The organism is Flavobacterium piscinae, assembly GCF_004122145.1.
Taxonomy (GTDB): Bacteria; Bacteroidota; Bacteroidia; order Flavobacteriales; family Flavobacteriaceae; genus Flavobacterium; species Flavobacterium piscinae.
Map to the genome: position 1 here is coordinate 181,251 of NZ_SBKQ01000003.1, position 14,859 is coordinate 196,109.

Below are 14,859 nucleotides of genomic sequence, written 5' to 3' on the forward strand. Positions count from 1 at the left end.
ATAAATCAATACAATTTTCTACATTTGGCAATCAATTTTCAAATAAAATGAATAAAATACTACTTAATTTCTTTCTTTTGTTAAGCTTTTCAATTTCTGCACAAGATTATTTGAAAGAAATTAATGAAATTGCAGAAGCGGAATTAAAATCTTCTTCTTCCCTTGTTGATATTCAAGTTAATCCAAATACTTTGAATTATGATGTGGTTTATCATCGTTTAGAATTTGAGGTAGATCCGGCAGAATATTTTATCAGCGGCAATGTGACCACCGATTTCATTGCTTTGGAAAACATGAATTCGATTACATTTGATTTGGGAAGAATTACCAACACAAATAATCCTTACTACAACAACAGAATTACGGTAGGTTCTGTAATGATGAATGAAGAACCGCTAGATTTTGAACATAATTCAGCATCAAAAGAATTGATTATTCAATTTCCAAACACTCTTTTGTCGGGAACAACCAACTCCGTATCCATCAGTTATGTCGGAGCTCCCAATACAACCGAACAAGGTTTTTCAATAAGTACGCATAGTGGTGTGCCTGTTTTATGGACATTATCTGAACCTTTTGGGGCTAGGGATTGGTGGCCATGTAAACAAGATTTAAATGACAAAATCGACTCAATTGATGTTTTTATTACGGCTCCCTCGCAGTATGTAAGTGTTTCCAATGGTGTGCAACAAAGTGTGGTTGACAACGGGAACGGCACTAAAACAACTCATTTTCAACACAATTACAAAATTCCCGCCTATTTAATTGCCATTGCAGTAACGAATTACAGTATATTTAATCAACAAGCAGGAACAGCTCCCAACGACTTTCCGGTTGTAAATTACATTTATCCGGAAAATTTAACTTCGGCTCAAAACAGTTTGGCGGTCACTTTACCTATCATGGATTTGTTTGAAGAATTGTTTGAAACCTATCCGTTTGCCAACGAAAAATACGGTCATGCTCAAACGAACATGGGCGGAGGAATGGAGCACACGACGGTTTCGTTTATGGGAAGTTTTGGTCGAAATTTAATTGCTCACGAATTGGCTCACCAATGGTTTGGCAATAAAGTCACTTGTGGAACATGGAAAGACATTTGGCTAAACGAAGGTTTCGCAACCTATCTATCAGGGTTAGTAGTTGAGGATTTTGATGGCCCAACCAGTTTTGTGAGTTGGAAAAACAGTTTAATCAACAACATTACCTCATCGAATAATGGTGCGGTTTATTTAACTGATTCAGAAGCTACAAGTGTCAATCGAATTTTCAACAGTCGATTGAGCTATAACAAAGGAGCGATGGTTGCACACATGTTACGATGGAAAATGGGTGATGAAGATTTTTATCAAGGAATTAAGAATTACTTAGCAGATCCTCTTTTGGCTTTTGGCTATGTGGTGACAGACGATTTGCAAATACATTTGGAAGCCGCCTCCGGCATGGATTTAACGGAGTTTTTTGAAGATTGGGTATATGGTCAAGGACATCCTTCTTATACCGTTTCGGTGAGTAATAGTGGAAACAATCAAGCTGCAATCACAATAAACCAAAGTCAATCAAATGCAAGTGTAGATTTTTTCGAAATGCCGGTAGAAGTTAGACTTTATGGCCAAGGGAATCAAGTTTTTGACGTGGTGTTAGAACACACCACTAACGGACAACAATTCATTGTAAACGTTCCTTTTGTAGTGACGGATGTTGATTTTGACCCAAACAGACACATCATTTCAAGAAATAACTCGGCTACTTTGGGGCTCAACACATTGGATTTATCAAATGTCATTCAACTTGTTCCAAATCCGACTAAAGCTGATTTGAGAGTGGACTATCCTCAAAACATCAACATAGAGAACATTCAGGTTTTTTCTAATTTAGGTCAACTTGTTTTAGAATCTCAAAATCCGTTGTTGAATGTGAATTCCTTATCAACCGGCGTATATTATATGACAATATCTACTTCTGAAGGAACTTTTCATAAAAAATTTATAAAAAACTAATGCCTTTCTACAAAATCAATTCAATTGTAATGTGAAAACCTTACTTTTGTGCACGATTTTGAAATTTAAAACACATCAATGGAAACATTAATTCAAATAGCACAATTAATTTTGTGTCTTTCTTTTTTGGTTATTCTGCACGAGTTAGGTCATTTTTTACCGGCAAAATATTTTAAAACAAAAATTGAAAAATTCTATCTTTTCTTTAATCCTTGGTTTTCGTTGGTAAAGAAAAAAATCGGCGAAACCGAATACGGTATCGGATGGTTGCCAATGGGTGGTTATGTAAAAATTGCCGGAATGATTGATGAAAGCATGGACAAGGAGCAATTGAAACAAGAACCTCAACCATGGGAATACCGCAGTAAACCGGCTTGGCAACGCTTAATCATCATCATGGGTGGTGTGATTGTCAATTTCTTTTTGGCTTGGATCATTTATGCGTGTTTATTCATTAACCACGGAGATAATTTTGTAGATAATTCAAAAATTAAACACGGAATTGCAGTCGATTCGGTTGGAACCATTTTGGGATTAAAAAACGGAGATCAAATTTTAAAAGTGGATGGAAAAACGCAAACAAAATTTGAGCAATTGCCTTTGGAAATTTTATTTGGCGATAATATTACCATTTTAAGAGATGGCAAAGAATTGACTTTTGATTTGTCTGACGAAGGTAAACGTGATGTAATCAAAAGAGCCGGAAAAAACTTTTTAGCTGCACGAGAAGAAACCGTTGTGGATTCACTACTTCCCGGGAAGCAAGCAGAAATGGCCGGATTAAAAGTGGGTGATAAAATTGTGGCTATTAATGATAAAAATACCACTTTTTTTGATGAATTCAACACGGTAATCGGTCAACATAAAAATGATTCCATAGATTTAAAAGTAATTAGAGGAAATGAAACGCTAAACATAAAAGCCAAAACAACCAAAGAAGGAAAACTTGGTTTTGCAAACCGTTTTAGTGTTTTGGAAAAAGCATATGTAACAAAAGAAGTTTCTTTTATACAATCTATTCCTGCCGGCTTTCATAAAACCATTTCCACCTTAACCGGACAAATCAAACAATTTAAAATTATCTTTAATACCAAAACCGAAGCATACAAACAAGTGAGTGGTCCGTTGCGAATGTTTAAAATTTTCAAACCAACGTGGGATTGGACCTTCTTTTGGTCGTTTACGGCGATGTTTTCAGTGTGGTTAGCATTCTTGAATGTGCTTCCGATTCCTGGCTTAGATGGCGGTCATGCTGTTTTTATTCTAATCGAAATGATAACCCGCAAAAAACCAACGGAAAAAACATTAGAAGTGGCTCAAACGATTGGTGTAGTTATTTTGCTGACATTGATGGCATTAGTATTTGGTAACGACATCTGGCATTTGGTCACCGGAAAATAATAAAGTAAAAAGTGTAAAAAAGTGCAGAATTTGTTTGGATAAATCATTTTTCGCTTTATATTTGCACTCGCAAAAAAGGTTATACACCTTCCTCCTTAGCTCAGTTGGTTAGAGCATCTGACTGTTAATCAGAGGGTCCTTGGTTCGAGCCCAAGAGGGGGAGCAAAAAGCTTGACAGCAATGTCAGGCTTTTTTTTATTGACTGAAACATATCTGAAACATTTTCTATTTTTGTTATAAGATGGAAAGGGATCAAGTCCAAAACCAATTTTATAGATTCAAAACAAAAAAAATGTCTGGAGGTCATTTTACTATAGTAGTATTAGGTGGATTTTTTATATGGATTTTTTCAAATAAAAGTAAATCCTTTACTGAATGTAGAAAGCATAAATTTGCGTTTGTAATAGGCTGTATTGGTGTGCTTGTAATTACTTATGGTGTTTTGCTATTTCTTTGGCTTATAGATTTTTTAAACACAATTTAACAAAATAATATTCATTTAAAATTTATCAGAAATGTGAGGTCTTTTTTTATTTAAAAAAAATAAACGATTTTCAATTATCTACCTTACAATCATCACCTTCTTAACCGTAGTATCCAACGCATCATCCGTAGAAATAAAAATCATATAGACACCGGAAGCTACTTTGTATTTTCCAAATGCGGTGGTATCCCATTCAATCGTGCCACCTTCGGAGATTTCTTCGTAGACTAGATTCCCTTCGATGTCGGTCACTTTTACGTTGGCTTTGCTTGTGAGTCCGGAGATTTTTACAGTACCTTCAAACCCAGGACGAACCGGATTGGGGTAAACATACACGTCTTTAAGATTGTCATTGGGTTTGGTGGAGGTTCCTTTGAAAGACACCATTCCTTTGGAAGTGGCAATAAAAACTTCACCTGTGGTTCCATTTATTTCGATATCATTGATAACATTGCTTGGCAAAGGCGAATTGGCCGAAGTAAAACGCTGTAACGTTTGCTGACCATTTGGCGAAAACTGAAACACACCGGCATCGGCTGTACCAATCCATTTGTTGTTGGCTCCATCTACAGCAATATCGGTAATAAATTGACCGAATAAAAGTTCTTGAGCCAAACCTTCATCTAAAATAATAATGGAATTGGTAGTGAGTTCTTCTTCATTTAAAAAACGATCAACAGAGGGCAAAACGCGTAATCCTCTTCGGGTGCCAATCCACAATTGATTTCTATTGTCCACAACAGCACATTGCACAGCAGATGAGGGTAAATTCCCTTCGTTTTGTCCTTCTGTAATTTTTATCAAACGGTTGCCGAAATTTTCGTTAAAAGCAAGAAGTCCCTCATCTAAAGTACAAAGCCATTTGGTATTGTTCTTGTCTACAGACATTCTGGAGTTACTGGTAAAACCTCCTAAAACATCACTTACATCATAAGACTGCCATTGTCCATTTGCACGAAACACTTTAAGCATATTGGCAATTAAACCGTTTGAAACCCAAAGATTACCTTCTTTGTCAAAAGCGGTTTGTTCAACCCGAATATCAGGACCGTAGGTTGGGTTACCGGGGATAACTAAAGATTGTAACCCACTATTTGTAGTGTTATAAATTGTGGTAGCAACATCATCTTCTAATTTTAATAAACCAGAAAAATAAGAACTTGCATAAACAATGTTTTCGTTGGTTGGGTCTACGGTTACACGAACAATAGATTTTGCCTCAAGTAATTCTTCATAGGGTATGTTCAACCATTCTTCTTGAGACAATTTACTGATTCCAAATTCGTCTAAAGGGTAAGGATTGTTGAATTGAGAATAATCCCCAAAAGTAGCCCATAACGTTCCTGATGGTGTAATGGTGATCGAAAAAATATTATTTTTATTTGGTCCTTGTGGTAACAAAACTTCGAATAAAGATGGATTCGTTATTGTTGTTTCTATCACACCGTTTTCAAATGTGCCAATATAAATGGAGTCTCCGATGATAGTGCCTGATGTAAAAGTTAAGGTTAAATCCGGGATTGATGAACTTTGAACCGTTACTATTTGTGCAAACGATTCATTCATCACCACAACACGAGAGGATGTAGTTGCCACCAATTTATCTCCCCTACTTCGTAAATCAACAAAAGGCTGACCAACATTTAATATTGCAATTGGATTGGTTCCGTTAAACCTATACAGTATGTTATTGGAGTTAATCGCTACAAGTTGATTGTTAAACGTAACAATCCCTTTCCAAAAATCACCATAGAACGTTTGCCAAGCATTAAAATTAACCAAATTTGGATTAGATAATGGAGCCTGACGAATCCCGTGATTTAAGGTAACAGCATAAATTTCTTCGTTTAATACTGTCGTTTCTAATACTTCTGCTTGGGCTCCGGTTGGACTGATATAAAACGTGTCGCCAAATGTAAAATCGGTTAATTTGAATTCTACTAAAGCAAAATCTGTGGAAATATAGAGTTTATCATTGTACTCATAAATGTGATTGATTTTCTTTTTATTGGGCGGAATTCCACCGGCTTGATCACGAATTCCAACTAATAAAGTTATTTCTTCAGTGGCTTCATTAATCATAATTAATAACCCGTTGTTATGCCCCACAAAAGTTCTGTTATATTGTTGACTGTGGTAAACTGTGGAAATGGTTTCTCCGGAAAGTCCATCAACCGTGTTGACTGTATTTATTTCGTTGGTAGAACGATTTTTAGAAAACAATGCTGTTTCACAAGCGGCAAAAAGTCGGTTTTCAGATTCTGACAGATCGCGAACTTCGTTATAGGAAAAATAACCTTGCCACAAAAGGTTTTGTGAAATATTCTCAAACGGAAATATAAATAATACTACAATCCAAAAAAAGTTCTTCATCAGCAGATTAAATTGACACACAAATATAGTTAAAACGAAAGAATCCTACTTTTAATATTTGGAGAATAAAAAAAGCTGTCATTTTCAGACAGCTCTTTATTTTAATTATTAAGGTTGAAATTATACTACTCCTTGACCTAACATGGCATCGGCTACTTTAACAAAACCGGCCACATTTGCTCCTTTTACATAGTCAACATAGCCCTTCCCGTCTGAACCATATTTTACACATGCTTCGTGAATATTGGCCATAATTCCTTTTAAACGTTGGTCAACTTCTTCAGATGTCCAGCTTAAACGCAAGGAATTTTGCGACATTTCTAAACCAGAAGTAGCTACACCACCTGCATTAGATGCTTTTCCCGGGGCAAATAATATTTTTGCTTTTAAGAATGCTTCAATAGCTTCCGGTGTAGAAGGCATGTTGGCTCCTTCAGACACACAAATACATCCATTGGCAATTAAAGCTTTTGCTTCTGCTTCGTTTAATTCGTTTTGAGTAGCACAAGGCAATGCAATATCACATTTTACTTCCCATGGACGTTTCCCGTCAACATATTTTGCGTTTGGATACTTTTTTACATACTCACTGATTCTAGCTCTTAATTCATTTTTGATGTGCATGACGTGAGCTAATTTCTCAGCATCAATTCCGTCTGCATCATAAATATATCCTGATGAATCAGATAATGTTACTACTTTCCCACCCAATTCGGTTGCTTTTTCAGCTGCATATTGTGCTACGTTTCCGGACCCGGAAACAGTTACAATTTTTCCTTTAAAGCTATCTCCTTTGGTGTTTAACATACTTTGAGCAAAGTATACGTTCCCGTAACCGGTAGCTTCCGGACGAATTAACGATCCTCCGAAAGAAATCCCTTTTCCGGTTAAAACGCCTGTAAACTCGTTTCTAAGTCTTTTGTATTGACCGAACATATAGCCAACTTCTCTACCTCCAACACCAATATCTCCGGCAGGAACATCGGTATCTGCTCCAATGTGTTTGGACAATTCAGTCATGAAACTTTGGCAAAAACGCATAATTTCAATATCTGATTTTCCTTTTGGATCAAAATCTGAACCTCCTTTACCGCCACCCATTGGCAAAGTTGTTAAACTATTTTTGAATGTTTGCTCAAAAGCCAAGAATTTTAATATACTTAAATTAACAGAAGGATGAAAACGAATTCCACCTTTGTATGGACCTATGGCAGAATTCATTTGAATTCGGTAACCACGGTTTACTTGTGTTTTTCCGGCATCATCAATCCATGTTACTCGAAACATGATCACGCGTTCCGGCTCAACCATACGCTCCAAAAGCATTTGGTTTTGGTATTTTTTATTTTGCTCAATAAAAGGAATAACCGTTTCGGCAACTTCCTTAACAGCCTGTAAAAATTCAGGTTCGTTTGGATTTTTTTTAGCTACTGCTTCAACAAAAGAGTGAATACTTTCTGTCATGATTATTAGTTTAATAACGCTTTATGAAAACGTTTTCGTTTGTTGCGACAAATATACATTTTATTAAAATATAGGTATAATTTTTTTTATATTCTCAGTAGATTTATTTTTTTGTTAAGGAATCAAGATTAAATCAATACAAATTCACAACATTTAAAACAAATTTTAGTTTTTTTCGTATATATAGAAGTATTTTTTCATTTTATTTTACAAGTGAATTATGTTTTTATATATTTGTCGAGAATTGTCATTTAAAATATATGCAAATGCCCAAATATCTTATAATTACCTTATTGCTATTATTTGGTTTTAACAATACCGTTAAAGCACAGTTTGGTTTTTCGCATGAAGTTGGTGCGATTGTTGGTCCGGTTGCTTTTCAATCAGACTATGGCGTTCGTGGCGACGGCGAAACAAACTTTGGAAATACCGGCTTTGGAATTGGAATTATTCATTACATGAACTTTTCCTACCGAGCAGATTGTAACTGTTATGCAACTCCTACTTATTTTAATGACCATTTTAAGTTAAGAAGTGAACTATCATACAATAAAACTAACTTGGAGCATTATGGAAAATGGGTTGATGACAGCAGAACTTCAGTCTTTGCTCAACAGTTAAGAGGTATGAAAGGAAGCACATCTGTAACCAACATTGGAATGCAATTGGAATATTTCCCATTAAGTATAAGAGAATTTTCTGCCACGCAAGGTAAGCTAGGCCCTTTTGTTAGTTTAGGAGCACAATTTAGTTTCTACAAACCAGAGGCTTATTCCACATTAGGACCAGGTTTAGGTGAGTTATTAGAAGTTACTCCGGTGAAATATATCGATGGAGTGACTAACGAAGCCGGAACAGTTTGGTCTGTAGTGGCTAGTATTGGAACGCGATATAAATTAACCGTTCTTTCCGATTTAATGATTGATTTGCGTTGGCAATATTATTTCTCCAACTGGGTGGATGGTTTAAATCCGAATCCGGATGTGTACAAAGAAAATAAAGCGAACGACTGGTTGGTTTGGTTAAATGTAGGTTACATTTATTATTTAGATTAATCGAATTTTTATAATACAAAACAAAAAACCCGTCAGCAAAAAGTTGACGGGTTTTTGTTTTATCTGAAAGCCTGTTCAATATCGGCTAACAAATCATCAATATCTTCTACGCCAACGCTTAAACGAACCAGATCGTCTGAAATTCCGATTTCTTTTCGTTTTTCTTCCGGAATGGAAGCGTGTGTCATCAAAGCCGGATGATTCGCCAATGATTCAACTCCCCCCAATGATTCTGCCAAAGTGAACACTTTTAATTTTTCTAAAAAAGAAATTGAATCAGCTTTTTTTCCAGATTTGAAAGTAAAGGAAACCATTCCGCCAAAACCGCCAATCATTTGTTTTTTGGCAATGGCATGAAACGGATGATCCGGTAAACCCGGATAAAAAACTTTCTCTACTTCCGGATGGTTGCTCAAAAATTCAGCCACTTTCATGCCGTTTTCGCAATGTCTTTGTACTCTAAGGTGTAAGGTTTTAATTCCTCTCAATACCATATAACTGTCTTGTGGCCCTAGCGTTCCTCCGGTAGCAAATTGAGCAAAGTGTAATTTTTCTCCTAATTCCGCATCTTTCACCACTAGAGCTCCAGCAATCACATCGGAATGTCCTCCCAAATATTTGGTTGCGGAATGCATGACAATATCCGCACCCAAATCCAATGGTTTTTGAAGATATGCTGTGGCAAAAGTGTTGTCAACAGCAAATAGCAGTTTTCTTTCGTTTGTAATTTTAGCAATTGCAGCTATATCCGCTAATTTCATCAATGGATTAGTGGGAGTTTCAACCCAAACTAATTTTGTATTGGCATTGATTAACGATTGAAATTTCTCCAAATCATTCATATCCACAAAATGGAACTTAATCCCAAAATCTTGATAGATACGAGAGAACATTCTATACGTTCCTCCGTATAAATCATCCATTGAGATTACTTCATCACCAGGTTTAAGCAATTTTAAAACGGAATCTGTTGCCGCTAAACCTGATGAAAATGCTAAACCGCGAACACCGTTTTCAATACTGGCCAAGGCATCTTCTAATGCTTGACGAGTAGGATTGGCTGCTCTACTGTATTCGTAATGATTAATCGGAACACCCGGACTTTTTTGTGCAAAAGTAGAGGTGTTATAAACCGGTGGCATAACCGCTCCCGTACTTGGATCATGGTGTTGATTACCATGTATGACTTTTGTATTGAACTTCATAAGTTATTTGTTTGTGCAAAGATAAGAAGTTGCCTTTTATAAATTTTCTAACTTATTGCTAAAGATTCAATAAATAAATTGGAAGTGAAACCATTTAAAATTTAAATAAGCACAAAAATCTGTACTTTTGCATCATGGAAACAAACAGACAAAAGAAAATAGGAACCGTTTTGCAAAATGATTTGGTAGATATTTTGCAAGGAGAAGTACGTAAAAACGGAATTACTAACTTAATCATTTCCGTTTCAAAAGTTTCGGTTACAACCGATTTATCAATTGCTAAAGTATATTTAAGTGTATTTCCGACTGATAAAGGTCCGGAAATCTTAGCGGCTATAAAATCGAATACGCCTTTAATTAAACATGACTTATCACAGCGGGTAAAGCTTCAATTGAGAAAAGTACCCAACTTATCGTTCTATATAGATGACTCATTAGATTATATAGAAAAAATTGACAAAGCCCTTACCGGTGATGAAAACCCAATTGAAAACCCAAATCTTCTAGAAAAAAGAAAGAAATTCTAACGTGAAATTTCCGCTTTACATAGCCAAACGTTATTTATTTAGCGGTAGTAAAAACACTGCTATAAACATCATCACAATCATTGCCTCCGTGGGAATAATTGTTGGAACTATGGCTTTGTTTGTGGTTATGTCTGTTTTCAGTGGATTAAAAGATTTCAGTTTATCCTTTTCAAACGACTTTGATCCGGATTTAAAGGCGGTTGCCAAAACCGGAAAAACAATCTTTATCAGTCCGCAACAGGAAAACGAAATCAGCAAAATCGAAGGAGTATCTCATTTCAGTAAAATCATTGAAGAACGAGCTCTTTTTACCTTTAACGGAAAAGATATTTTGTCCAACATTAAAGGTGTTGACAAAAATTTTAATCAAGTAAACCAAGTTGAAAAAACTATCTTTCAAGGGCAATGGATTGAAGAAAATTCAGAGCAAGTTGTGGTTGGACATGGGATAAGTCAAAAACTTTCCATGGGTTTGTTTGATTTGGTCAATGTATTTGAAACCTTCGTCCCTAAACCGGGAAAAGGGACAATTGATTCACCGGATGGAGCATTTAACCGTTCCGTTTTAGTTCCGGTTGGGTTTTATTTTATCAATGAAGACCTCAACCAAAAATATGTTTTTGCCGATTTAAGTATTGTTCAAGAATTATTGGCCTATCAACCCAATCAAATTTCAGGAATCGAGGTAAAACTTGAACCAAATGCCGACGAATCGGAGGTTATTGCTTCGCTTGAAAAAATTCTGGAAGATACTGTTGTCATCAAGAACAGAGCTCAACTCAATGAATCGCTCTATAAAATGTTGAACACAGAAAATTTGGTTTTATATTTAATTTTTTCTTTGGTAATTACTGTGACGCTTTTCACTTTAGTAGGTGCTTTGATTATGATTATCATAGAAAAGAAATCAAACTTAAAAACCTTGTTCAATTTAGGTGCTGATGTAGAAGATTTAAGAAAAATATTCCTTTATCAAGGGTTTTTAATTTGCTTTTTAGGATGTGTGATTGGTTTGGTAATGGGAATTATTGTCACGCTTCTTCAACAACAATTTGGGTTTATTATGATTAATCAAAGCATGGCCTATCCGGTACGGTTTTCCTTTACAAATGTATTAATTGTGATTGTTACGATTGCCGTTTTAGGATTTCTTGCCTCTTGGATTGCCAGTAGTAGAGTAAATAAAAAACTACTGGAATAAATTAAACTGTCTGGTAATTCGCATATACCTGTGCAATCTCTTCAAAAACATCCATTAAAGCCATTGCTCCATCGGTGGTAACTAATTTTTGTTTGTATTCTTTGAATCCGTGTATGCCTTTGAAATAATTGGTGTAATGACGACGCATTTCAAAAATCCCAACTCGTTCTCCTTTCCATTCCATTGACCAGATTAGGTGATTTCGGGCGGCTTCAATACGGTCTTTCATAGAGGGTTCCGGTAAATGTTCTCCGGTTCTGAAATAATGTTTGATTTCGTTAAAAATCCACGGATAACCAATGGCGGCACGGCCAATCATCATTCCGTCAAGACCATATTTATTTTTGTATTCCAATGCTTTTTCAGGCGAATCGATGTCGCCGTTTCCAAAGATTGGCATCGTAATTCTAGGATTATTTTTGACACGAGCAATGTGCGACCAATCGGAATGGCCCTTATACATTTGAGCACGCGTTCTTGCGTGAATAGTTAACGCTTGCACACCAATGTCTTGCAAACGTTCCGCGACTTCATCAATGTTGATTGAGTTTTCATCCCAACCTAAACGGGTTTTTACTGTTACCGGAAGATTGGTTCCTTTAATCACTGCTTTGGTCAAGCGAATCATTAAATCAACATCCTTTAAAACGCCGGCACCGGCACCTTTGCACACCACTTTCTTAACCGGACAACCAAAGTTAATATCTACTAAATCGGGTTGCACTGCATCTACAATGCGGGAAGACATTTCCATCGCTTCTTCATCGCCACCAAAAATTTGAATACCCACCGGACGTTCGTAATCAAAAATATCCAATTTTTGTTTGCTTTTCATCGCATCACGAATCAATCCTTCAGACGAAATAAATTCAGAATACATCAAATCGGCTCCATGCAATTTGCACAAGCGACGAAACGGCGGATCACTCACATCTTCCATGGGAGCAAGAAGTAAGGGAAAGTCGGGTAAGATGATGTTTCCGATTGTTGGCATTGAATTTTTTTTGCAAAGATAGGGAAACGGGTGGGGTTTGCAAAATGGGGTAATTTTAAACCTGACAGGTTTTGAAAACCTGTCAGGTTTAATCCCTTTAAAATCCAAAACTTTGCTTTATATTTGCACACAATTCTGTATGGAGCAGGGTTTGCGTTAGGGATTGCAGTGGAAAGCCCACAGGAACGGTGTAGCGATAGCGAAACCGTGACGAGGACTTGGAACGAAAAGCCCGACCCTTGGGGAACGCCCAAAGAAAACGCCCAAAAAAAATTGAATTAAACGAAGATGAAGAACATACGAAATTTTTGCATTATTGCTCACATTGACCACGGAAAAAGTACGCTAGCCGACCGATTGCTAAGTGCTACTCAAACCGTTACGGCTCGTGAGGAAAAGGCTCAGTTGCTGGATAACATGGATTTGGAGCGTGAACGTGGGATTACGATTAAGAGTCACGCGATTCAGATGGAATATACCTACAAAGGCGAAAAATATATTTTGAATTTGATTGATACGCCGGGACACGTGGATTTTTCGTATGAAGTTTCGCGATCCATTGCCGCTTGTGAAGGAGCTTTATTGATTGTAGATGCGGCTCAAAGCATTCAGGCTCAAACGATTTCCAATTTATATTTGGCTTTGGAAAACGACTTGGAAATTATTCCGGTGTTGAACAAAGTGGATTTACCAAGTGCCAATCCGGAGGAAGTGAGCGACGATATCATTGATTTATTAGGCTGTGATTTAGAAGATATTATTCATGCTTCGGGAAAAACCGGTTTTGGTGTGGAGAATATTTTAGCGGCAATTATCGAGAAAATTCCGCCACCAAAAGGGGAAAAAGAAGAACCGTTACAAGCGTTGATTTTTGACTCACATTACAATCCGTTTCGTGGTATTGAAGTTATTTTCCGTGTGAAAAACGGCGAGATTCGAAAAGGCCAGAAAATTAAATTTATGGCTACCGGCAAAGAATATTTTGCCGATGAAGTAGGTACGTTGAAGTTAAATCAAGTTCCGAAAGACGTCATTTCTACCGGTGATGTAGGTTATTTGATTTCCGGAATTAAGGAAGCCAAAGAGGTAAAAGTGGGTGACACGATTACCGATGCCAAAAACCCAACGACCAATATGATTACCGGTTTTGAAAACGTAAAACCGATGGTTTTTGCCGGAATTTATCCGGTAGATACTGAAGATTTTGAAGACTTACGGGCTTCGATGGAGAAATTACAACTGAACGATGCTTCTTTGGTCTTTGCTCCGGAAAGTTCAGCGGCTCTTGGTTTTGGTTTCCGTTGTGGATTCTTGGGAATGTTGCATTTAGAGATTATTCAGGAGCGTTTGGAGCGTGAATTCGACATGACGGTGATTACAACTGTTCCTAACGTTTCGTATTTGGCGTATACCAAAAAAGAACCGGATGTAGCTTTGATTGTAAATAATCCTTCTGATTTACCGGAACCTTCAAAACTAGATCGAGTTGAAGAACCGTTTATCAAAGCTACCATCATCACGAAATCCGATTTTGTGGGGAACGTCATGAGTTTGTGTATCGAAAAACGCGGAATCATTACTAATCAAACCTATTTGACTACAGAGCGAGTGGAGTTGAATTTTGATATGCCGTTGGCCGAAATTGTATTTGATTTTTATGACCGTTTGAAAACGGTTTCCAAAGGATATGCTTCTTTTGATTACCACCCCATTGGGATGCGTGCTTCGAAATTGGTGAAATTGGATGTGCTTTTGAATGCCAATCAAGTGGATGCTTTATCCGCTTTGATTCACGAAGACAATGCGTATAATATTGGTAAGAAAATGTGTGAAAAACTGCGGGAATTGATTCCAAGACAACAGTTTGACATTCCTATTCAGGCGGCTATTGGAGCCAAAATCATTGCTCGTGAAACGATAAAAGCCTTACGTAAAGACGTTACAGCAAAATGTTATGGAGGAGATATTTCTCGTAAACGAAAACTGTTGGAAAAACAGAAAAAAGGGAAAAAGAGAATGCGTCAGGTGGGGAATGTAGAGATTCCGCAAGAAGCGTTTATGGCGGTGTTGAAGTTGAATGATTAGTAGAGATGCTGAGTGGCTGAGAAGTATATGAGAACCCAATGACGAGCGTTGTTGGGTTTTTTTAAATTCA

At 36.8% G+C, this 14,859-nt stretch carries 10 protein-coding genes and 1 tRNA gene; 7 read left to right on the forward strand and 4 right to left on the reverse strand.

The genetic code is table 11. The annotated features are described in order from the left end of the window. The first annotated feature begins 47 nt into the window (after positions 1-47). From EQG68_RS03755 to EQG68_RS03765, 3 genes are all read left to right on the forward strand, one after another. Positions 48-2,000: a M1 family aminopeptidase gene (locus EQG68_RS03755; protein ID WP_129463448.1), complete on the forward strand. Its 1,953-nt coding sequence runs from the start codon at positions 48-50 to the stop codon at positions 1,998-2,000. Between the two features lie 78 nt (positions 2,001-2,078). Then, entirely contained in the window at positions 2,079-3,401 is a 1,323-nt protein-coding gene (gene rseP, locus EQG68_RS03760) for an RIP metalloprotease RseP (RefSeq protein ID WP_129463449.1), read from the forward strand. An 89-nt stretch (positions 3,402-3,490) separates the two neighbouring features. Next, positions 3,491-3,564: transfer RNA gene (locus EQG68_RS03765), tRNA-Asn, on the forward strand. A gap of 399 nt (positions 3,565-3,963) precedes the next feature. On the opposite strand, the gene porZ is transcribed toward EQG68_RS03765, so the two are convergent. Together porZ and gdhA are read right to left on the reverse strand one after the other, a co-directional pair. Further along, positions 3,964-6,258: a type IX secretion system anionic LPS delivery protein PorZ gene (gene porZ, locus EQG68_RS03770; RefSeq protein WP_129463450.1), complete on the reverse strand. Its 2,295-nt coding sequence runs from the start codon at positions 6,256-6,258 to the stop codon at positions 3,964-3,966. A 120-nt stretch (positions 6,259-6,378) separates the two neighbouring features. After that, a complete protein-coding gene (gene gdhA, locus EQG68_RS03775; protein WP_129463451.1) occupies positions 6,379-7,722 on the reverse strand; it encodes an NADP-specific glutamate dehydrogenase in 1,344 nt (447 codons plus the stop codon). 266 nt (positions 7,723-7,988) lie between these two features. On the opposite strand from gdhA, the gene EQG68_RS03780 reads away from it, so the two are divergent. Beyond that, the gene (locus tag EQG68_RS03780) at positions 7,989-8,777 is read left to right on the forward strand and encodes a THC0290_0291 family protein (protein WP_129463452.1); all 789 of its coding nucleotides are present in this window, start codon (positions 7,989-7,991) and stop codon (positions 8,775-8,777) included. 59 nt (positions 8,778-8,836) lie between these two features. On the opposite strand, the gene EQG68_RS03785 is transcribed toward EQG68_RS03780, so the two are convergent. Then, positions 8,837-9,982: a cystathionine gamma-synthase gene (locus tag EQG68_RS03785; protein ID WP_129463453.1), complete on the reverse strand. Its 1,146-nt coding sequence runs from the start codon at positions 9,980-9,982 to the stop codon at positions 8,837-8,839. 134 nt (positions 9,983-10,116) lie between these two features. On the opposite strand from EQG68_RS03785, the gene rbfA reads away from it, so the two are divergent. Both rbfA and EQG68_RS03795 read left to right on the forward strand, forming a co-directional pair. Further along, positions 10,117-10,509, forward strand: a complete 393-nt coding sequence (gene rbfA, locus EQG68_RS03790) for a 30S ribosome-binding factor RbfA (RefSeq protein ID WP_112087008.1) — start codon at positions 10,117-10,119, stop codon at positions 10,507-10,509. Position 10,510: 1 nt separating this feature from the next. After that, positions 10,511-11,710, forward strand: coding sequence for an ABC transporter permease (locus EQG68_RS03795; RefSeq protein ID WP_164975382.1), 1,200 nt, complete (start codon positions 10,511-10,513; stop codon positions 11,708-11,710). A gap of 1 nt (position 11,711) precedes the next feature. On the opposite strand, the gene dusB is transcribed toward EQG68_RS03795, so the two are convergent. Further along, a complete protein-coding gene (gene dusB, locus EQG68_RS03800) occupies positions 11,712-12,704 on the reverse strand; it encodes a tRNA dihydrouridine synthase DusB (RefSeq protein ID WP_129463454.1) in 993 nt (330 codons plus the stop codon). Positions 12,705-12,992: 288 nt separating this feature from the next. On the opposite strand from dusB, the gene lepA reads away from it, so the two are divergent. Next, the gene (gene lepA / locus EQG68_RS03805; RefSeq protein ID WP_129463455.1) at positions 12,993-14,789 is read left to right on the forward strand and encodes a translation elongation factor 4; all 1,797 of its coding nucleotides are present in this window, start codon (positions 12,993-12,995) and stop codon (positions 14,787-14,789) included. Positions 14,790-14,859 lie beyond the last annotated feature (70 nt).